General features: G+C 72.0%; 14 protein-coding genes and 1 pseudogene. 5 read left to right on the top strand and 10 right to left on the bottom strand.

Translation table 11 applies throughout. The features are described from left to right. Positions 1 to 43 precede the first annotated feature (43 nt). A complete protein-coding gene (locus tag ACZ3IG_RS19375) occupies positions 44 to 796 on the bottom strand; it encodes a DUF6227 family protein (protein WP_467433444.1) in 753 nt (250 codons plus the stop codon). 157 nt (positions 797 to 953) lie between these two features. Next, positions 954 to 2,159 carry a L,D-transpeptidase gene (locus ACZ3IG_RS19370; protein ID WP_467433442.1) on the bottom strand — a complete coding sequence of 402 codons (1,206 nt, stop codon included), beginning with the start codon at positions 2,157 to 2,159 and terminating at the stop codon, positions 954 to 956. 201 nt (positions 2,160 to 2,360) lie between these two features. On the opposite strand from ACZ3IG_RS19370, the pseudogene ACZ3IG_RS19365 reads away from it, so the two are divergent. Then, a pseudogene (locus ACZ3IG_RS19365) lies at positions 2,361 to 2,967 on the top strand (SDR family NAD(P)-dependent oxidoreductase); the annotation flags it as partial. Positions 2,968 to 3,352: 385 nt separating this feature from the next. On the opposite strand, the gene ACZ3IG_RS19360 reads toward ACZ3IG_RS19365, so the two are convergent. Then, the gene (locus ACZ3IG_RS19360; RefSeq protein ID WP_467433441.1) at positions 3,353 to 4,378 is read right to left on the bottom strand and encodes a P1 family peptidase; all 1,026 of its coding nucleotides are present in this window, start codon (positions 4,376 to 4,378) and stop codon (positions 3,353 to 3,355) included. Between the two features lie 41 nt (positions 4,379 to 4,419). Between ACZ3IG_RS19360 and ACZ3IG_RS19355 the strand changes: the two genes are divergently transcribed. Continuing rightward, positions 4,420 to 4,605 carry a hypothetical protein gene (locus ACZ3IG_RS19355; RefSeq protein ID WP_467433439.1) on the top strand — a complete coding sequence of 62 codons (186 nt, stop codon included), beginning with the start codon at positions 4,420 to 4,422 and terminating at the stop codon, positions 4,603 to 4,605. 60 nt (positions 4,606 to 4,665) lie between these two features. Here ACZ3IG_RS19355 and mscL read toward each other — a convergent pair whose 3' ends face one another. From mscL to ACZ3IG_RS19325, 6 genes are all read right to left on the bottom strand, one after another. Beyond that, positions 4,666 to 5,139: a large conductance mechanosensitive channel protein MscL gene (mscL, locus tag ACZ3IG_RS19350; protein ID WP_467433438.1), complete on the bottom strand. Its 474-nt coding sequence runs from the start codon at positions 5,137 to 5,139 to the stop codon at positions 4,666 to 4,668. 126 nt (positions 5,140 to 5,265) lie between these two features. Then, entirely contained in the window at positions 5,266 to 5,814 is a 549-nt protein-coding gene (locus ACZ3IG_RS19345; RefSeq protein WP_467433436.1) for a hypothetical protein, read from the bottom strand. Between the two features lie 334 nt (positions 5,815 to 6,148). Next, positions 6,149 to 7,000 carry an S-methyl-5'-thioadenosine phosphorylase gene (locus tag ACZ3IG_RS19340; protein ID WP_467433435.1) on the bottom strand — a complete coding sequence of 284 codons (852 nt, stop codon included), beginning with the start codon at positions 6,998 to 7,000 and terminating at the stop codon, positions 6,149 to 6,151. Positions 7,001 to 7,148: 148 nt separating this feature from the next. Then, a complete protein-coding gene (locus tag ACZ3IG_RS19335) occupies positions 7,149 to 7,454 on the bottom strand; it encodes an FmdB family zinc ribbon protein (RefSeq protein ID WP_467433434.1) in 306 nt (101 codons plus the stop codon). 67 nt (positions 7,455 to 7,521) lie between these two features. After that, entirely contained in the window at positions 7,522 to 8,844 is a 1,323-nt protein-coding gene (locus tag ACZ3IG_RS19330; RefSeq protein ID WP_467433433.1) for an MFS transporter, read from the bottom strand. A 241-nt stretch (positions 8,845 to 9,085) separates the two neighbouring features. Continuing rightward, entirely contained in the window at positions 9,086 to 10,618 is a 1,533-nt protein-coding gene (locus ACZ3IG_RS19325) for a potassium/proton antiporter (protein ID WP_467433701.1), read from the bottom strand. A gap of 391 nt (positions 10,619 to 11,009) precedes the next feature. Here ACZ3IG_RS19325 and ACZ3IG_RS19320 point away from each other — a divergent pair, with 391 nt between their 5' ends. Further along, positions 11,010 to 13,856 carry a penicillin acylase family protein gene (locus tag ACZ3IG_RS19320; RefSeq protein ID WP_467433431.1) on the top strand — a complete coding sequence of 949 codons (2,847 nt, stop codon included), beginning with the start codon at positions 11,010 to 11,012 and terminating at the stop codon, positions 13,854 to 13,856. 80 nt (positions 13,857 to 13,936) lie between these two features. Here ACZ3IG_RS19320 and ACZ3IG_RS19315 read toward each other — a convergent pair whose 3' ends face one another. Continuing rightward, positions 13,937 to 14,590 carry a 5-formyltetrahydrofolate cyclo-ligase gene (locus tag ACZ3IG_RS19315; RefSeq protein WP_467433430.1) on the bottom strand — a complete coding sequence of 218 codons (654 nt, stop codon included), beginning with the start codon at positions 14,588 to 14,590 and terminating at the stop codon, positions 13,937 to 13,939. A gap of 92 nt (positions 14,591 to 14,682) precedes the next feature. Between ACZ3IG_RS19315 and galU the strand changes: the two genes are divergently transcribed. After that, positions 14,683 to 15,585 (top strand): UTP--glucose-1-phosphate uridylyltransferase GalU, encoded by a 903-nt coding sequence (galU, locus tag ACZ3IG_RS19310; RefSeq protein WP_215166186.1) that lies wholly within the window; start codon positions 14,683 to 14,685, stop codon positions 15,583 to 15,585. A 5-nt stretch (positions 15,586 to 15,590) separates the two neighbouring features. Beyond that, positions 15,591 to 16,946: a molybdotransferase-like divisome protein Glp gene (glp, locus tag ACZ3IG_RS19305; protein ID WP_467433428.1), complete on the top strand. Its 1,356-nt coding sequence runs from the start codon at positions 15,591 to 15,593 to the stop codon at positions 16,944 to 16,946. Positions 16,947 to 16,952 lie beyond the last annotated feature (6 nt).

The following is a 16,952-nucleotide window of genomic DNA, read 5'->3' as shown; positions in this document are numbered from 1 at the left end:
CGGCGAGGACGACGGCGAGACACCGCCCGCCCGCCGGGCCGCGTCAGGACAGCCGCGCCGCCCGCCGCTCCATCGCACGCCGGGCGGCGTCCTCACTGACGTACACCTCGCACATGTGCCGCCCGTCGGGCGTCGCCGTGTGCTCGACCTCCCACAGGGAGACCTCCTCGCCGCCCCGCAGCAGGAACGCGTGCTCGTAGAGCGAGAACGGCAGCCCGGCGCGGCCCGCGCGGCTCGGGCGGCCGAACGCCTGCGTGATCCGGTGCGCGCACGCCGCCGCCAGCCGCTCGGCGGTGTCGGCGCCGGGCCGGTCCGCGTTCTCCGCGCGGCGCAGCAACCGGCGCGCGTGGTCCGCCGAACCCTCGGACAGATAGCCGAGCCGCGGAACGGGCACCGGGGACAGCTCCACCTGCACCACCACCGGCAGCTCGAACTCCGCCGTGTCCGGCGGCAGCGGGAGCCGGGCCGTGGCGGTGCGCAGTTCCTCCTCGTCGACGTAGACCTCGTGCTGCGCCGCACCGCCCGGGGTGGTGTTGTGGACCAGCTCCCAGAGGGTGAGCGCCGAGCCGTCGGCGAGCAGCCAGGTGTGCCGGTACGTCTCACGGTGCAGCCCCGCGCTGTGGTGCGCGGAGTGCAGCGCGGCGTCGTGCGCCAGCGCGCACTCCAGTGCGCCGAGCGTGTCGTCGGGCAGCTCGAACGAGTTCAGGGCGCGGCCGAGCAGTCGCGCGAGGTGCTCCTGAGGAGACTCGGGCGACTCGGGTGGTTCGTACGCTGCGGTCTCGTACGGAACGCTCAAGGTCTCTCCCGGCGTTGCTGCATGTCACCTGGTGAGTGCATACCGTAGCCCCTCGGTCGGACATCGTGTCCAGGAACCGGGAAAACGTACGCATGAAAAACACGCGGCCCGCGCGAAAAGTTCCCGCGCGGGGCCGCGTACGCTCAAAATCCGCTGCTCAGACGGCGCTTCCGGCGATCCACTCGCTCCACGCCATGTTCCAGCCGTTGAGTCCGTTGTCCGGTGCGACCGTCTTGTCCGCCGAGTTCTTGACGATCACGACGTCCCCGAGGAGCGAGTTGTCGTAGAACCACGCGGCCTCGGTGTCGCCCTGCGCGCCCTGTACGTCGGCCAGACCGACGCAGCCGTGGCTGGTGCCCTGGCTGCCGAAGGGCGGATTGCTCCTGCTGTACCAGTAGTTGCCGTGGACGAAGGTCCCGGAGGTCGTCAGCCGCATCGCGTGCGGCACGTCCGGGATGTTGTACTCGTTGCCCAGCCCGACCGTCTGGCTGTCCATCTGCGTCTCCTCGAACTTCTCGGAGATCACCATCTGCCCGTTGTAAGTGGTGTGTTCCGGGCTGCCCGCCGAGATCGGGACCGTCCTGACAGTGCTGCCGTCGCGCACGACCGTCATGGTCTGGGCCGCGGCGTCGACCGTGGAGACCTGGGAGCGGCCGACGGTGAAGGTGAACGTCTTCTTCTGCACCCCGTGGATGCCGTCGGCGCCCTCGACCCCGTCCAGGTCGATCCTGGTCGTCACCTTCGAACCGGCCTTCCAGTACTTCTCGGGCCGGAAGTCCAGCCGCTGGGCGTCGAACCAGTGCCCGACCACCTTCTGCCCGCTGCTGGAGGTGACCTTGATGCCCGCCTGCACCGCCTTCTTGTCGGTGATCGCCTTGTCGAACGTGAACGACACCGGCATGCCGACGCCCACCGTCGTCCCGCCGTCCGGCGTGTACGTGCCGATGAAGCTGTTCTTCTCGGAGACGGTCGTGAAGGTCGAGTCGGCGGACAGCTTCTTGCCGTCGTCCGCCTTCGCCGTCGCCGTGATCCGGTACTTCGTCCCGCGCTCCAACCGCTCCTTCGGCTTCCAGCTCGCCCCGTCCCCGGCCACGGCCCCCGGCACCTCCGCACCCGACTCCACCGCCGTCATGCGTACGTCGGTCAGTGTGCCGTCGCTGACCTCGACGCCGGTGCTGTTGATCGACGCGCCGGTCGAGCCGTCCTTCGCCGAGATGGCGATCCCGGCGCTCGCCTTCTTGGCGTCGGTGTCGGTGTCGGCGCTGGCGTCGCCGCCGCAGGCGGTGAGGGCGAGAGCGCCGACCATCAGGACGGCACTGGCCCCCAGTGCGCGCCGCCGCGTTGCTATGTCCGGCGTTGTCACGGGCTGCTCCAGGTTCGTGTGAAGTACGCGATCCGCTCCAGTACGTGGGAGAAGAGCCGCCCCGGGCCGATGGGGTTCCCGCCGTTCCCGACGGAGGTCACCGCGTGACAGAACCGCGACAATGTGGCGGAGCCGACGCCCCGTCGACGCGGACACCGGCCGTCGTGTGCCGATGAGTCCGCGCCCGGGACATTGACGTCAATGTCAAACTTCAGCGTAACGACCATGACAGCGACCCGACCGAACAGACAGCGAACCACCGCCCAGGGCACCGCACTGGCCACCGGCGCGGGCACGGGCATCGGAGCCGCCGTCACCCGGCGCCTGGCCGCACAGGGCCGGAGCCTGGTCATGGTCGCGCGTGACGGCGCCCGCCTGGAAGACACGGCACGAAGGCTGCGCGCCGAGTACGGGACCGGTGTACTGACCGTGCCGCTGGACCTGACGCGCGAGGACGGCCCCGCCCGCTTGGCCGAGCGGCTGAAGAGCGCGGGAGCCGACGGGGACACCCTGGTCAACAATGCCGGTGCCGCCCTGGTCGGACCGGTCGCCGAGGCAGACCCGGAGAACCTGCGCGCGCTGGTCGGCTTGAACGCCACGGCCGTAGCGGAACTGACCGCGCTCTTCCTGCCCGCCATGTTGAGCCGCGGCCGGAGCGATCGTGAACATCGCCAGCATTGCCGCCTACGCGCCCGCGCCCTACAACGCTGCTTACGCGGCGTCCAAGGCCTTCGTGCTCTCCTTCACCCAGGCGCTCCGGCAGGAGACCCGAGGCACCGGAGTACGGGTGGTCGCGGTCGGCCCCGGCGCGGTCGGGACACCGATGAACGGCAGCCGGGTCCCCGGGAAACGGCAGCCCGAGCAGGTCGCGGACACCGTCATGACCGCTCTGCGCGGCCGTGCCCCCACGGTGGTCGACGGGCGGGCCTTCGCCCTTCAGGCCCTCGTGTTCCACCGCTTCCTCACGCCCCGGACAGCGGCCCACATCACCGGCGAGTTCTTCGGCAGGGCAGCCCGAGCAGGACGTGCCCGGAACGGCTGACCCACGGGTGGGGTCCTGGCCCGGCGGCTGAAGAGGGGGGCGCGGCGGGAGGCGCCCCACGGGCCCGAGGGTTCCCCTCTCCCGGGGGCCCTCTTCTCCGGGGCCCCTCCCCCCTCCCCCCTCCCCCCTCCCTCTCCCTCCCCCCCCGGTATCACCCGCCGTACAGCTCCCGGTACGACGGCCACGTGCCGCCCGCGCCGTCCACCGGGTCGGCCGCGCGCACGGCCCGTACGATGGCGCGCGTCACCATGTCCGCGCCGGCCGCCAGCAGTTCGTTCAGGGCGAGCGGCTGCCCGGGGTCCAGCGGACGCTCCCCGGTCGCCATGGCGAACACCGTGTCCCCGTCGTTGAGCAGGTGCACCGGACGTACGGCCCGTGCGATGCCGTCGTGCGCGGTGCCGGCCAGCTTCTGGGCCTGTGCCTTGGACAGGCCGGCGTCCGTGGCGACGACGGCGAGCGTGGTGTTCAGCGGAGGCAGGGTGTTCCTCTCCGCCGCCTCGGCCAGGCGCCGCCGCGCGGCCTCCCGCACCTCCGCCGCCGGATACTCCACACGTCCGTCCAGCAGTTCCCCGTACAGCACCCCTCTCTCCGGATCCAGCGCCGATCCCGCCGCGTTGGCCACCACCAGGGCCGCCACCGTGAACCCCGAGCCCACGACGGTGCTCGCCGTGCCGACCCCGCCCTTCAGCAGACCGAGCGCGGCGCCCGTACCGGCCCCCACGCACCCTTCGGCCACGGCGGCCCCCGGCGCGCTCGCGGCAGCCGCCTCCACCGCCGCCCGGCCGGTCGCCGCGTCCGGCCTGGCCCGGAAATCGCCCCCACGCCCCAGGTCGAAGACACAGGCGGCCGGCACGACCGGCACCACGTGCGAGGGGTCCGGCCCGACGCGCACGCCCCGTCCCCGCTCCTCCAGCCAGGCCATCACGCCCGACGCGGCGTCCAGGCCGTAGGCGCTGCCGCCGGTCAGGACGAGGGCCTCCACCTTCTGCACCACGTTGCGCGGATCGAGCGCGTCGGTCTCCTTGGTACCGGGCCCGCCACCGCGTACGTCCACCGCGGTGACCGCACCGCCCTCCGGCGCGAGCACGACCGTCGTGCCCGTGAGCCACCCGTCACCGGTCCGCGTCGCGTGGCCCACCCGCACACCGGCGACGTCCGTCAATGCGTCAACTGTCATGACGCCAGTGTGGTCCAGCGCGGGCGCCGTACCCTGGACCCATGAACACCGCCCCCGACCCCGCCCCCGAGCCGCGCGCGCCGAAGCCGGCGTTGATCTTCGACGACCCGCTGGACCAGCAGTCCTCGGACGACACCGACCGCGGGTGGGGCGACCGGCCGGCCGACGGGGACCCGGCGGGCGATCTGAAGCGCTTCCTGGACGAGAAGCCGCCGCACCACCTCTGAGCCCCCGGTCCGGCCCGCGGCGACCGCCGCACCGACGACCGGCGCAGCCGTGCGACCGGCCTACCGCTGGTCGTGCCCCGACCCGCGCTGTGCGATCAGCGCGTCCCGGATCTCCTTCAGCACCTCCAGCTCGGTCACCTCGATGACCTCCTGCGTGCCTTCCTTGGCCTTGCGGCGGGCCTCCACCCGGGCCAGGTACTTCGACATGGGCAGGACCATCAGGAAGTAGACGACGGCCGCGGTGATCACGAAGGTGAGCGTGGCGCCGAGGACGGAGCCCCACATGATCGGGATACCGCTGGTGACCGTGCCGTCGTCCGCCACCTTGCAGGGGGCCTTGAGACACGAGCTGTAGTGCTCCAGGCTCTTGGTGCCGAATGCCCCGACGAGCGGGTTGATGACCCCCTTCACCACCGAGTTCACGATGTTGGTGAAGGCGGCGCCGATGACCACCGCGACGGCCAGGTCGATGACGTTCCCGCGCATCAGGAAGGCCTTGAAGCCCTGCCAGACACTCGGATTCTTCTCGCTCACCTCGGGCGCACTCCTTGCATGAACAGCCTGCGGAACAAAACGCTCCGCAACCTACGTCAGCATTGGGTCGCCCTGTCCAATCGGGCCGCCAGAACAAGGGGCCCGACGCGGTCGGCGGCGCCGGACTCAGCACAGGGTCACCGCCAGCCGGGACTCGGCGCCCGCGCCGACCAGCCGGGCCGCCGTGTCGCGCGGCACCGAGAGCACCACCAGCGCCCCGCCGGCTCCACCCACCCCGCCAGTACCGCCCGGGTCCAGGAGCTCCGGCACCTCGGTCACCCGCACACCCCGGGCGATCACCGAGGCCGCACCGCCCGCACCACCGCTCGCGGCACCATCCGCACCCCCGGACCCGGACCCACCCCCGGTGCCGGCGCCGGTCGCCACGACGTCGACGCGGTCGCCGGGCCGGAGCAGCCGCACCGTCTCCCCATCGGCGATCCGCACCGGCGCCGACACCATCCGCGGGACGGGACGCTGCGACGGCTGACCGGTCACCGGGTGCCCCCGCGCACGCCGGCCGTCACGGGTGTCGGCGGACGTGTGCGGGCCCGCCGCGACCAGGGCCGCGGCGGTGACGGCCAGCCCGGCGGCCACGGCACGCCGCCGGTGCCGCAGCAGCCGCTGCGCCTGATGGCGTCCGCCGCGCACCCGTACCGGCGCGAAGTGCGGCACCGCGCACGTGGGCGGGGCGTCCGTCCCCGGTGGACGGGGAGCGGGAGAGGAGGGAGCCGAGGGGGACGAAGAGTGCGAAGAAGACCAAGACGGAGAAGAAGACCAAGAAGGAGAGGAAGAGGGGAAGCGGTTGTAGGAGTCGTAGGAGTTGTAGGACACGGTGACCACCACCTGCGTCGAGGGACCGGCTTGCGGACACCACGATGAGGCCTCGCGGCACCGCTCGCCGCGGCCCGTGTACTACCGACCGGTTGTGGATAACTCGCTCACCCGAAGGGGGCGTTCCGTAACCACCCGACGAGCTCGCCGCCCCGGCGTCACGGCAGCACGAGCCTCACGGCAGCACGATCCCCGGATCCATCCCGCTCAGGGCCCGCCGGCACGCACAGTCCCGCGCCCCGTCGGCCGGCAGCGCGGCCACCGTGTCGAACAGGACACCCCGCAGCCGGTCCACGTTGGCGGCGAACACCCGCAGTACCTCGTCGTGCGAGACGCCCTCGCCGGTCTCGGCGCCCGCGTCGAGGTCGGTGACGAGGGTCAGCGACGTGTAGCAGAGCTCCAGCTCACGGGCGAGCGCGGCCTCCGGGTGGCCGGTCATGCCCACCACCGACCAGCCCTGCGCCCGGTGCCACAGCGATTCGGCGCGGGTCCCGAAGCGCGGCCCCTCGACCACCACGAGGGTGCCGCCGTCCACCGGCTCCCAGTCCCGTCCGCGCGCCGCCTTCAGCGCGGCGGACCGCCCGGCGGGACAGTACGGGTCGGCCAGCGACACGTGCACCACGTTCGGGAGGGTGCCGTCGGGCAGCGGCAGCCCGTCGAAGTACGTCGAGATCCTCGACTTGGTCCGGTCGACGAACTGGTCGGGCACGAGCAGCGTCCCGGGCCCGTACTCGGGGCGCAGCCCGCCGACCGCGCAGGGGCCGAGGACCTGGCGCACGCCGACCGAGCGCAGGGCCCACAGATTGGCGCGGTAGTTGATCCGGTGCGGCGGCAGATGGTGGCCGCGGCCGTGCCGGGGGAGGAAGGCGACCCGCCGGCCGGCGACCTCGCCGACGAAGAGGGAGTCGCTGGGCGCCCCGTAGGGGGTGTCCACCCGGACCTCGGTCACGTCGTCGAGGAACGAGTAGAAACCGGAGCCGCCGATCACGCCGATCTCGGCGTTCGCCTTGTTCGCCTGGTTCGCCATGGACCGCACCCTAGCCCGCACCCGCGCCCCGCCTACGCCGAAGACCCCCGCACCCGCGCCCCGCCTGCGGCGGCGAAGCCCCCCGCCCCCCGCCAACGCCGAAGACCCCGCCGTCGGACGACGGCAGGGCCTTGCGCGGAAAGGGGCCTCAGGCGGCGGAGCTGCTGCTGGACGAGGTGCTCGTGCCCGACGACTTGGAGTCGGAGGACGACGAGGACGACTTCGTGTCGGAGGACGTCGACTTGGCGGCCGACGCCGGGGAGCTGCTGGACGACGAGCCGCGGCTGTCGTTGCGGTAGAAGCCGGAGCCCTTGAAGACGATGCCGACGGCCGAGAAGACCTTCTTCAGGCGCCCGCCGCAGGCGGGACACTCGGTGAGGGCGTCGTCGGTGAACTTCTGCACCGCCTCGAGGCCCTCGCCGCACTCGGTGCACTGGTACTGGTACGTCGGCACTGTCTTCCTCCTGGCACTCTCACTCGATGAGTGCTAACGACGATCCATAGTGACGTATTCCTCGGGATCAGTCCACTGCGGCGGGCTCGCGGTGACCGACGCCACGTGCCACGGTCCGCCCGGACGGCCGAGCCGTCAGCCGGGACCGCAGCGCCACGAGGGTCGCCAGGGCGAGCACCGTGCCCCCCATCGGCACCAGGAACCCGGCGCCTTCCCAGGCCTTGTCCTCCAGTTGCCCGGCGACCGTGACGGCGGCCGCCTGGCCGAGCGCGACCGCGCCGGTCAGCCAGGTGAACGCCTCGGTGCGCGCCCCGGCCGGGACCAGGGACTCGACGAGGGTGTAGCCGGTGATCAGGGTGGGCGCGATGCACATGCCGACGAGCAGGCCGAGGCCCGCGAGGAGCGGCACGGACTGCGCGGCCCACAGGCCGGAGGCGGTCAGGGCCAGGGCGGTGTAGCCGACGAGGAGGCGCCGCCGCGGGGCCGCCTTCCAGGCGACGGCGCCGCAGACGACGCCGGAGAGCATGTTGCCCGCGGCGAAGGTGCCGTACAGGGCGCCGTTCAGACCGGGCTCGCCGATCGACTCGGTGAACGCGGCCAGCGCGACCTGCATGCCGCCGAAGACGGAACCGATGCCCAGGAAGGCCACGGCCAGCACCCGCACCCCGGGGACGCGCAGCGCCGGAACGTGCTCCACGCGCGCGTGCCCGCCGTCCTGTCCCGCATCCTGCCCGGCGGCGCCGTCCGTGCCGACGGGTGGCTGGGTGCGCTTCTGCGCGGCGAAGAGCAGGCCGCCCAGCAGGGTCAGCGCGGCCTCCGTGACCAGCCCCGCGGCCGGGTGCAGGGCCGTGCACAGGGCGGTGGCCAGCAGCGGGCCGACGACGAAGGTGAGTTCGTCGGTGACGGACTCGAAGGCCGCCGCGGTGGACATCAGCGGCGACCCCTTGAGCCGTACGCCCCAGCGGGCGCGGACCATGGGCCCGACCTGCGGCACCGAGGCGCCGGTGGGCACCGCCGCCGCGAACAGCGCCCACAGCGGCGCGTCCGCCAGTGCCAGCCCCGTCAGGGCCAGGCCCGACAGCACGTGGACCAGGACGCCGGGGACGAGGACCGCGCGCTGCCCGTGACGGTCGGCGAGCCGCCCGCTGTAGGGGGCGAACAGCGCCATGGAGACGCCGGTGACGGCCGCGGCGGCGCCCGCGGCCCCGTAGGAGCCGGTGGTGTGCTGGACGAGGAGGACGATGGAGATCGTCAGCATCGCGAAGGGCTGGCGGGCGGCGAAGCCGGGGACCAGGAAGGTCCAGGCGCCGCGGGTGCGCAGCAGTTGCCCGTATCCCGGGCGCCGCTTCGTCTCTCGCGTCGTCTGCGACTCGGTGACCGTGGGTGCCACGGCCCGTGCCTTTCTGCCGCCTGGTGGCGCGGTCCCCCGCGACAAGGGCGGGTACGGGCGCCGAGAGCTGTCCTCTTGCGCGGACTGCGGTAGATACCGGAGCCGTCGAACAGGTGCAGCCCGGCCGCCATACGGTCGCGCCAGCTCTGCGTCAGGCAGAGTTGGTTCGATCAGGTGACCGCCCCATTGTATACAGCGGTCGCGGCCGGACATCTCCCGGAAACGAACGGCGTCCAGGGCCTCAGCCGGTACGTTCCTCCGCCCCGTCCGTCCCCAGCCACCCGGCGAGCTTGCCGCCCCGGCCCACCGCGCGCAGCCGCTTCTCGGCGGCGTCCCGTACCGGGTCGGTGGCGACGACCAGCAGTTCGTCCCCGAGCCGCAGCACCGTCGAGGGCAGCGGCACGAAGGAGGTGCCGTCGCGTACGACGAGGGTGACGGCGGCCCCGGCCGGCAGCCGCAGCTCGGCCACCTCCACGCCGCTCATCCTCGACCCCTCGGGGATCGCCACGGAGAGCAGGTGCCCGCGCAGCCGCTCCAGGGGCGCCGACTCGATGCCGAGGTCGGCCGCTCCGGAGCCGCCGCCCAGGCTGAGCTTGCGGGCCAGCCACGGCAGCGTCGGCCCCTGGACCAGGGTGTAGACGACGACCAGGACGAAGACGATGTTGAAGATCCGCCGGCTGCCGTCGACGCCCTGCACCATGGGGATGGTGGCCAGCACGATGGGCACCGCGCCGCGCAGTCCCGCCCAGGACATCAGGGTCTGCTCCTGCCACGGCACCCGGAACGGCAGCAGGCACAGCACGACGCTCAGCGGCCTGGCCACCATGGTCAGCACCAGGCCGATGACGAGGGCGGGCAGGATGTCGTCGCCCAGTTCGTGCGGGGTGACCAGCAGGCCGAGCAGGACGAACATGCCGATCTGGGCGATCCAGCCGAGCCCGTCGGCGAACCCGCGGGTGGCCGGCCAGTGCGGCAGCTTGGCGTTGCCCATCACCATGGAGGCCAGGTAGACGGCGAGGAAGCCGCTGCCGTGCGCCAGGGCACCGGCCGCGTAGGCGGTGACGGCGATCGCCATCACGGCGATCGGGTAGAGGCCGGAGGCGGGCAGCGCGACGTGTCTGAGCCCCCAGGAGCCCAGCCAGCCGACCGCGAGCCCGATGGCCGCGCCGATGGCCAGCTCCAGGGCGATCTCGCCGACCAGCACGTACCAGTGCTCCATGGGGCCGGCCGTGGAGAAGGCGACCACCAGGATGACCACCGGGGCGTCGTTGAAGCCCGACTCGGCCTCCAGGGTGCCCGTTATGCGGGAGGGCAGGGGGATGCGGCGCAGCACGGAGAAGACGGCCGCGGCGTCCGTCGAGGACACCACCGCCCCGATGATCAGTGCCTGCCGCCACTCCAGCCCCGTCAGGTAGTGGGCGCCCGCCGCGGTGACGCCGACGCTCACCGCGACGCCGGCCAGGGCCAGCGCGGAGGCGGCCGGCAGGGCGGGTCTCACCTCCTTCCACTTCGTGCCGAGGCCGCCCTCGGCCAGGATCACGACCAGGGCGGCGTATCCGATGACCTGGGTCAGCTCGGCGTTGTCGAACTTGACGTCGCCGATGCCGTCCTGGCCCATGGCGATGCCGATCGCCAGGTAGACGAGCAGGCTCGGCAGCCCGCTGCGCGAGGAGATCCGGACCGCCGCGACGGCGATGAGCAGGACGAGCGAGCAGACGAGCAGGAGCTGGTTGAGGTGGTGGACAGTCAGGGGCCGTTCCTTCCGGCAGATGATGCGAACGTGACCGGCATGGAAAACATGACGGGTGGTGCGAATATGGTGCAGATATTGACGGATGTTGCAGATGTGCCCGATGCCGCGAAGGTGACGGATGCTGCGAGTGTGACGACGCGGCGGACGGGTCGACGCCTGCGGACAGGTCCATCGAAGCCAACTACTTCGTTACCTTACCTAACTCTTGACGCTTTCTTGACGCGGACCTTGGCATGATCGAACGCCCGTCCACGCCTGTTCCCGACTCCGCGTCAAGGCCGGGCGAGCCCTGCGCCTATGGTTGCTCCAGCGTTCATTCAGTAGGAAGCGCAGCAGACAGCGCAGTAGAAAAGCAGCGCAGTAGAAAGCACAGCCCGCCCCTGCCGCTCGTGTTAGGACAGCAAGGACAGCGATGCCCCCCACCAACACCGCCTCTTCGGGCCACCGGCCCGCCAAGTCCGCGAGGAAGAAGGGGCGCAGAGCCAAACTGATGGTCCTCGTGCTGGTGCTGGCCGTCATCGGTGGCCTCGCCTACGGGGCGTACTGGTCGATCAGCACCGTCCGCGCCTCCTTCCCGCAGACCAAGGGATCGATCACACTGGACGGCCTGTCGGGGCCCGTCGACGTCAAGCGCGACGCCTACGGCATCCCGCAGATCTACGCCTCCTCCGACGCGGACCTGTTCATGGCGCAGGGCTACGTGCAGGCGCAGGACCGGTTCTACGAGATGGACGTGCGCCGGCACATGACCTCGGGGCGCCTGTCGGAGATGTTCGGCAAGGGCCAGGTCGAGAACGACGAGTTCCTGCGCACGCTGGGCTGGGACCGGGTGGCGGAGAAGGAGTACGAGGAGACGCTCTCCGACTCCACCAAGGAGTACCTCCAGGCGTACGCCAAGGGGGTCAACGCCTATCTGAAGGGCAAGGACGGCGCGGACATCTCCCTGGAGTACGCCGCCCTGGGCTTCACCAACGACTACCAGCCCGAGGAGTGGACCCCGGTCGACTCCGTCGCGTGGCTCAAGGCGATGGCCTGGGACCTGCGCGGCAACATGCAGGACGAGATCGACCGCGCCCTGATGACCAGCCGCCTGGGCCCCGAGCAGATCGCCGACCTGTACCCGGACTACCCGTACGACCGCAACAAGGCGATCGTCCAGGAGGGCCAGTACGACGAGTTGACGGGTGCCTTCGCGGGCGGCGACAGCGGTACGAGCGACAGCTCGGGCACGGCGGACACCTCCGGCACGGCGGACACCTCCGGCACGGCGGACACCTCCGGCACGGCCGGCACGGCCGTCTCCGACGCCACGGGCACGGCCACGGGTACCGCCACCGGCACCTCCGGCACCCCGGTGCTGGAGAGCCAGCTCTCCGGCCTCCAGGACGTCCTCGACGACCTGCCCACCGCCGTCGGCGTGAACGGCGACGGCATCGGCTCCAACTCCTGGGTCGTCTCCGGCGAGCACACCATCACCGGCAAGCCGCTGCTGGCCAACGACCCGCACCTGTCCCCGGCGCTGCCCTCGGTCTGGTACCAGATGGGCCTGCACTGCCGCAGCGTGTCGGCCAAGTGCCAGTACGACGTCACCGGCTACACCTTCGCGGGCATGCCCGGGGTGATAATCGGACACAACCAGGAGATCGCCTGGGGCCTGACCAACTCCGGGATCGACGCCACCGACCTCTACCTGGAGAAGATCACCGGCGACGGCTACCAGTACGGCGGCAAGGTGGTCCCCTTCGAGACGCGCGAGGAGACCATCAAGGTCGCCGGCGGCACGTCGAAGAAGATCGTCGTCCGCGAGACCAACAACGGGCCCCTGCTCTCCGACCGTGACGACCAACTGGTCAAGACCGGCAAGAAGGCCACCGTCGACGCCGCCGCGCCCGACCGCGGCGACGGCTACGGCGTCGCCCTGCGCTGGACCGCACTGGAAGCCGGCACCACCATGGACGCCGTCTTCGAGATGGACCGCGCGGGGGACTGGAGCGAGTTCCGCGCCGCGGCGGCCAAGTTCGACGTGCCCTCGCAGAACCTGGTCTACGCCGACACCGAGGGCAACATCGGCTACACCCTGCCCGGCCGGATCCCGGTCCGCGCCGACGGCCACGACGGCTCCCTCCCGGCACCGGGCTGGGACCCCGACTACGACTGGACCGGCAAGTACGTCGAGGACGACGAACTGCCCTACGAGTACAACCCCGACCGCGGCTACATCGTCACCGCCAACCAGGCCGTCGTCGACGAGGACGCGTACCCGTACACCCTCACCACGGACTGGGGCTACGGCACCCGCAGCCAGCGGATCACCTCCCTGATCGAGGCGAAGATCAAGGACGGCGGCAAGGTCTCCACCGACGACATGCGCCAGATGCAGCTGGACAACAGCAGCGAGATCGCCAAGCTGCTGGTGCCCACGCTGCTGAAGATCGACGTCGAGGACGAGGACGTCCGCGAGGCGCAGAAGCTCCTGGAGGGCTGGGACTACACCCAGGACGCCGACTCGGCCGCCGCCGCCTACTTCAACGCCACCTGGCGCAACATCGTCAAGCTGGCCTTCGGCAACAAGCTGCCCAAGGAGCTGCGGGTCAAGGGCCAGTGCCTGTGGGTCGACCCGGTCAACACCACCGGCCCCGCCGACGAGACGCAGAAGGTCCGCGAGTGCGGCCAGCGCGAGGCGGACCAGGCCCAGCCGGACGGCGGCGACCGCTGGTTCGAGGTGGTCCGCACGCTGATGGACGACACCGACAGCGACTGGTGGACGACGCCCGACAACGGCACCCGCGAGGGCGCCGACCACAACCGCGACGACCTGTTCAAGCGCGCCATGGTCGACGCCCGCTGGGAGCTGACCGCCAAGCTCGGCAAGGACATCGACACCTGGAGCTGGGGCCGGCTGCACCGCCTGTTCCTGAAGAACCAGACCCTGGGCACCGACGGCCCGAGCTTCCTGAAGTACGCCCTCAACCGCGGCCCCTGGGAGCTGAGCGGCGGCGAGGCGGCCGTCAACGCCACCGGCTGGAACGCGGCCGGCGGCTACGGAGTGCTCTGGGTGCCGTCCATGCGGATGGTGGTCAACCTCGACGACCTCGACAAGTCGCGGTGGATCAACCTCACCGGCGCCTCCGGGCACGCCTTCAGCGCCCACTACACCGACCAGACCGAGAAGTGGGCCGAGGGCGAGCTGCTGCCCTGGTCGTTCTCGCGGAAGGCGGTCGACAAGAGCACGAGCGACACCCTGGTGCTCAAGCCGTAGCGACCGGCGAGCACGGAAACGGCCTCCACGCGCGCGTGGAGGCCGTTTCCGTGCTCAGGGGCGCTCAGCCTCAGGGACGCTCAGCAAAACCGCCGTACCCCCTCCGGCGTGACCACCGCGTCCACCGGCCGGTCGTGCGGCTCCCGCGGGACCCGGTCGACGACCTCACCGCCGTACAGCAGCACCACCAGCACCGGCCGCGCCCCTCCCCGCGCCCCTCCCCGCTCCGCTCCCGACCGCTCCAGCCGCGCCAGCACCCGGTCGTACGAGCCGCCGCCGCGTCCCAGCCGCATGCCGCGCCCGTCGACCGCCAGGCCCGGCAGCAGCACCACGTCGGCCTCCGTCACCGCCTGCGGACCCAGCCGCCGCCCGGCGGGCTCCAGCAGCTCCATCCGCCCCCCGTGCCGCACGCGCGTCAGCGAGCCCTCCCCGGCGGACGCCCCCGTGTACGTGCCCCAGTCCAGGTCACCGTCGGGCAGCAGGACGGGCAACAGCACGCGCACCCCCCGCGCGCACAGCGCGTCGAGCAGCGCGCGGGTGCCCGGCTCGGCACCCACCGAGACGTACGCCGCCACCGTGCGCGCCCGCGCCAGCTCCGGCAGCCCGAGCGCCTGCCCCGCCAACGCCTGCGCCGTCACCCGCAGCTCACCGGCCGTCAATCTGTTCCTCGCCGCGACGACTTCGCGCCGCAACGTGCGCTTGTCAGGCTCGTCAGCGCGTCCGGTCCCGGTCAAGGTCGCTCCCGTACTGTTCCAATATGCTCATATGAGCACGATCGCTCCGCAGGTGCTGATTCCCTGCGAAGGCAGCGGATATGGTGGCGGGCATGACTCAGTCGCACCCCAGGATCAGCAAGGCTGTCATTCCAGCAGCAGGTCTGGGCACCCGGTTCCTGCCGGCCACCAAGGCCACTCCCAAGGAGATGCTGCCGGTCGTGGACAAGCCGGCGATCCAGTACGTGGTCGAGGAGGCCGTCGCCGCCGGTCTCGACGACGTCCTCATGGTGACGGGCCGCAACAAGCGCCCCCTGGAGGACCACTTCGACCGCAACTACGAGCTGGAGTCGGCCCTGCAGAAGAAGGGCGACGCGGACCGGCTGGCCAAGGTGCAGGAGTCCAGCGACCTCGCGATGATCCACTACGTCCGCCAGGGCGACCCCAAGGGCCTCGGCCACGCCGTCCTCGCCGCCGCCCCGCACGTCGGCGACGAGCCCTTCGCGGTCCTCCTCGGCGACGACCTGATCGACCCGCGCGACCCCCTGCTCCAGCGCATGATCGAGGTCCAGGGGCAGTACGGCGGCAGCGTCATCGCCCTCATGGAGGTCGCCCCCGAGCAGATCCACCTCTACGGCTGCGCCGCCGTCGACACCACCGAGGACGGCGACGTCGTCAAGGTCAGCGGCCTGGTCGAGAAGCCCGACCCGGCCGACGCCCCCTCGAACTACGCCGTCATCGGCCGCTACGTCCTCGACCCGCACGTCTTCGACATACTGCGCCGGACCGAGCCCGGCCGCGGCGGCGAGATCCAGCTCACCGACGCCCTCCAGCAGCTCGCCACCGACGAGAAGGTCGGCGGCCCCGTGCACGGCGTCGTCTTCAAGGGCCGCCGCTATGACACCGGCGACCGCGGCGACTACCTGCGTGCCATTGTCAGACTCGCATGCGAACGTGAAGACCTGGGCCCGGACTTCCGGACCTGGCTTCGCAGTTACGTAGCCGAGGAGATGTAACGACGTTGAGCAGCCCCGCGCCCCGCACCACCGGCCACGGCGGTCACAGCGGCCACGACGGTCCCGCCGAGGACCGGCTGTGGTCGGTGGAGGACCACCTGGAGGACATCCTCGCCACGGTCCGGCCCCTGGAACCCATCGAGCTGAACCTCCTCGACGCCCAGGGCTGCGTCCTGGTCGAGGACGTCACGGTGCCGGTCTCCCTGCCACCGTTCGACAACAGCTCCATGGACGGGTACGCGGTGCGGGTCGCGGACGTCGCGGGCGCGAGCGAGGAGTTCCCGGCCTGCCTGGAGGTGGTCGGGGACGTCGCCGCGGGCGCCGCCGAGCAGCTCACCGTCGGCCCCGGGCAGGCCGCCCGCATCATGACCGGCGCCCCGCTGCCGCCCGGCGCCGAGACCGTCGTCCCCGTCGAGTGGACCGACGGCGGACTCGGCCAGGGCCCGGTCACCGGGATGCGCGCCCGCAGCGCGGCCCCCGAGGGCGCCGCGGGCCAGGTGTACGTGTACCGCCCGGCCGAGGCCCGCGCGCACGTCCGCGCGGCGGGCAGCGACGTCAGGGCCGGCGACCGCGCCCTGGCGGCCGGCACCGTCCTCGGCCCGCCCCAGCTCGGCCTGCTCGCCGCGATCGGCCGGGGCAGGGTCCGGGTCCGCCCCCGCCCCCGCGTGGTCGTCCTGTCCACCGGCAGCGAACTCGTCCAGCCCGACGAACAGCTGACCCACGGCCAGATCTACGACTCCAACAGCTTCGCCCTCACCGCCGCCGCCCGCGACGCCGGAGCCATCGCCTACCGCGTCGGCGCCGTCGCCGACGACGCCGAGACCCTGCGCTCCACCATCGAGGACCAGCTCGTCCGCGCCGACCTGATGGTCACCACCGGCGGCGTCAGCGTCGGTGCCTACGACGTCGTCAAGGAAGCCCTCGCCCACGTCGCCGACGAGGACGAGCCGGGCAGCGGCGTCGAGTTCCGCAAACTCGCCATGCAGCCCGGCAAACCCCAGGGCTTCGGCTCCGTCGGCCCCGACCACACCCCGCTGCTCGCCCTGCCGGGCAACCCGGTGTCGTCGTACGTCTCCTTCGAGCTGTTCGTCCGCCCCGCGATCCGCACCCTCATGGGCCTCCCGGACGTCCACCGCCCCCGCACCACGGCGACCCTCACCGCGGAGAAGGCCCTGACCTCCCCGAAGGGCCGCCGCCAGTTCCTGCGCGGCACGTGCGCCGACGGCTCGGTCACCCCGGTCGGCGGCGCCGGTTCGCACCTGGTGGCCGCGCTCGCCCACGCCGACGCGCTGATCGTCGTACCCGAGGACGTGGAGAGCGTCGAGCCCGGCACCGAGGTCGAGGTCGTCCTGCTCGGCTGAGCGCGT

It is taken from the genome of Streptomyces sp. NPDC016677 (genome assembly GCF_055562815.1).
This window is presented reverse-complemented; position numbering and strand designations above follow the sequence as displayed.

What these genes read in the sequence shown, in the direction of transcription:
- ACZ3IG_RS19360 (WP_467433441.1), bottom strand. Translation starts at nt 4,378, where the DNA reads ATGACAGTTGACGCATTGACGGACGTCGCCGGTGTGCGGGTGGGCCAC.
- ACZ3IG_RS19340 (WP_467433435.1), bottom strand. Translation starts at nt 7,000, where the DNA reads ATGGCGAACCAGGCGAACAAGGCGAACGCCGAGATCGGCGTGATCGGC.
- galU (WP_215166186.1), top strand. Translation starts at nt 14,683, where the DNA reads ATGACTCAGTCGCACCCCAGGATCAGCAAGGCTGTCATTCCAGCAGCA.
- ACZ3IG_RS19320 (WP_467433431.1), top strand. Translation starts at nt 11,010, where the DNA reads ATGCCCCCCACCAACACCGCCTCTTCGGGCCACCGGCCCGCCAAGTCC.
- ACZ3IG_RS19355 (WP_467433439.1), top strand. Translation starts at nt 4,420, where the DNA reads ATGAACACCGCCCCCGACCCCGCCCCCGAGCCGCGCGCGCCGAAGCCG.